At 56.1% G+C, this 2,097-nt stretch carries 1 protein-coding gene and 3 pseudogenes; 2 read left to right on the top strand and 2 right to left on the bottom strand.

The window, feature by feature from the left end; all coding sequences use genetic code 11:
* Both AB3X89_RS39510 and AB3X89_RS39505 read left to right on the top strand, forming a co-directional pair.
* A pseudogene (locus AB3X89_RS39510) lies at positions 1-582 on the top strand (SDR family NAD(P)-dependent oxidoreductase); the annotation flags it as partial.
* 505 nt (positions 583-1,087) lie between these two features.
* A pseudogene (locus tag AB3X89_RS39505) lies at positions 1,088-1,210 on the top strand (transposase); the annotation flags it as partial.
* Between the two features lies 1 nt (position 1,211).
* Here AB3X89_RS39505 and AB3X89_RS39500 read toward each other — a convergent pair.
* Positions 1,212-1,753: pseudogene (locus tag AB3X89_RS39500) on the bottom strand (IS3 family transposase); the annotation flags it as partial.
* Between the two features lie 49 nt (positions 1,754-1,802).
* A partial coding sequence (locus AB3X89_RS39495; protein ID WP_368587974.1) for a hypothetical protein occupies positions 1,803-2,097 on the bottom strand: 295 nt, incomplete at its 5' end.

Below are 2,097 nucleotides of genomic sequence, written 5' to 3'. Positions count from 1 at the left end.
CTGGAAGACCGCACGCCGGATGAGGCATACTTCGCGACACTGTCTGCGATCAAATCGGCAGCATGAACGCCCCGGTGGTTCCACTTAAAAATCTCGGGACCCTGCCCGAACAAGCGGCGCCACCTCTGATCGCGCCTCGGAGTTCTCAAGAGCGATCTTCGGACTTGGATGACTGTTCTTAACGTGAATTTGGTATCCAACGCATTACTTGCGCGATCGTTGTTCCCAGAGTTGGTCCGAGGAAACGGGGCCATTGCCAACGTAACATCGATCGCCGGGGTGAAGGTTCATCCTTTCGCAGGTACTGCGTACGCAGCCTCAAAGGCTGCGCTCGCAGCTCTAACACGAGAAATGGCGCACGAGTTTGGCCCGAAGGGTGTACGCGTCAACGCTATTGCTCCGGGCGAAATTGATACCCCAATCCTGTCGCCCGGCACAGAGGAGATCGTGGATCACGGAATTCCTATGCGTCGTCTCGGGGATCCGGCCGAGGTCGCACGAGTGATCTACTTTCTCTGTACTGAGGCCTCCTCGTACATCAACGGAGCAGAGTTGCACGTCAATGGAGGACAGCATGTCTGACGTCATGCGACAGCACGTGAAGACCGACGCCCGGGAACCGTCGTCGGAAAGGCTCCATAGCAAGGGAAGAGAAGAGAGGGCCTCGTCGTGTCCCGACCAGTCGGTCTAATGGAGACAGTCCATGTTTGCAGCGCGCCCTGAAGATGGTCCCTTGCGCTCCGACGCTGCTAAGTGATCCTCTTCTACTGCGCGGCGGTTTCGATTGGCATTCAAATGATGTGAGAGCGGTGACATATGACATACAGAATGTTCCATCGTGAGAGACTATTAAGAAGTTTCGGTATCTGATACGCTTCCGACTTTCCATGCTAAAGTACATTTCCATGCCGACTAGATTGCGCGGCGTGGCATCTCGACTTGTCCACATTAGCATGAACTTTCCGCCGTGTAACGGAGGATCGTCCATCACCTCTGGAGCGGCCCCCTGAAACTCCGGACACAGTCCCTACTTACAATAGCGGGTAGGCATACGACTGTGTTTTTGACTAACAACAAGCAAGAAGTGATGGAAGTGTTGACGGGGCCGGAGCGCCGGCGGCGATGGTCAGAAGATAAGCTGACGATGGTGCGGGAGAGTTTCGAGCCGGGCAAGTCGGTCTCGATGGTTGCACGCCAGCACGGTGTCAATGCAGCTGTTTGATACTGTCGAATCGGGTCAGGCGGAAGAACTCGGATTTTAGCGTGCCAAAGAAGCTTTCCATTGCGGCATTATCCAGGCAGTTTCCTCTGCGCGACATGCTTTGCCGTAGCCGATTCGCGCTCAGCATTCGCCGCCAGGCAGACATCTGGTACTGCCAGCCCTATCTGAATGCAACAACGGCTTGTCCCGGGTACCCAACTGCGTGACGGCCTTCTTCAGCATGTTGCTGGCCAGCTCGAAGCATGGCCGCCGAGCCGTCTGCCACGCCACGATTTCACCGTTGTACAGGTCCATCACAGGCGACAGGTAAAGCTTCTCGCCGTTGACATTAAATTCCGTCACGTCGATTACCCATTTCTGATTAGGCCTGCGTGCCTCGAACTCGCGATTTAGCAGGTTCGGTGCAACGCGTCCAACTTCGCCGCGCCAGGAGCGGTAGCGCTTTGGGCGCACCAGTGATTTCAGCTGCAATTCACCCATCAGCCGCTGCACGGTCTTGTGATTGACGATCCGACCGGCGTTCCGGATAGCTGCATAATCAGGGCTGACACGTACAGCTTCCGAGGAGGTGTGTCATGAATCAGCGCGTTACATCCGCCGTGGCCAGAATGGGTATCGACATTGGTAAATCGGCATTCCACGTAGTCGGTCTCGACGCCGCTGGTAAGCCGGCTTTCAGGGGCGCTTCACGCGTGAGCGCCTCATTGAATTCCTGACGCGCGCGTCCCCGACCATCGTTGGAATGGAGGCTGAACCGCCCCGGGATTTCCGGAGGCTCCACTTCTTGAGAAAATGGAGCTATGGAAAACACGAAGAAGAAGTGCCCAAGGTACTCGCCTGAAGTTCGTGAGCGGGCTGTGCGAATGGTTCTGGAA

It is taken from the genome of Paraburkholderia sp. BR14320 (assembly GCF_040948665.1).
Taxonomy (GTDB): domain Bacteria; phylum Pseudomonadota; class Gammaproteobacteria; order Burkholderiales; family Burkholderiaceae; genus Paraburkholderia; species Paraburkholderia youngii.
Note: the sequence above shows the minus strand (reverse complement) of the source record. Positions and strands in the feature narration are given on the sequence as shown.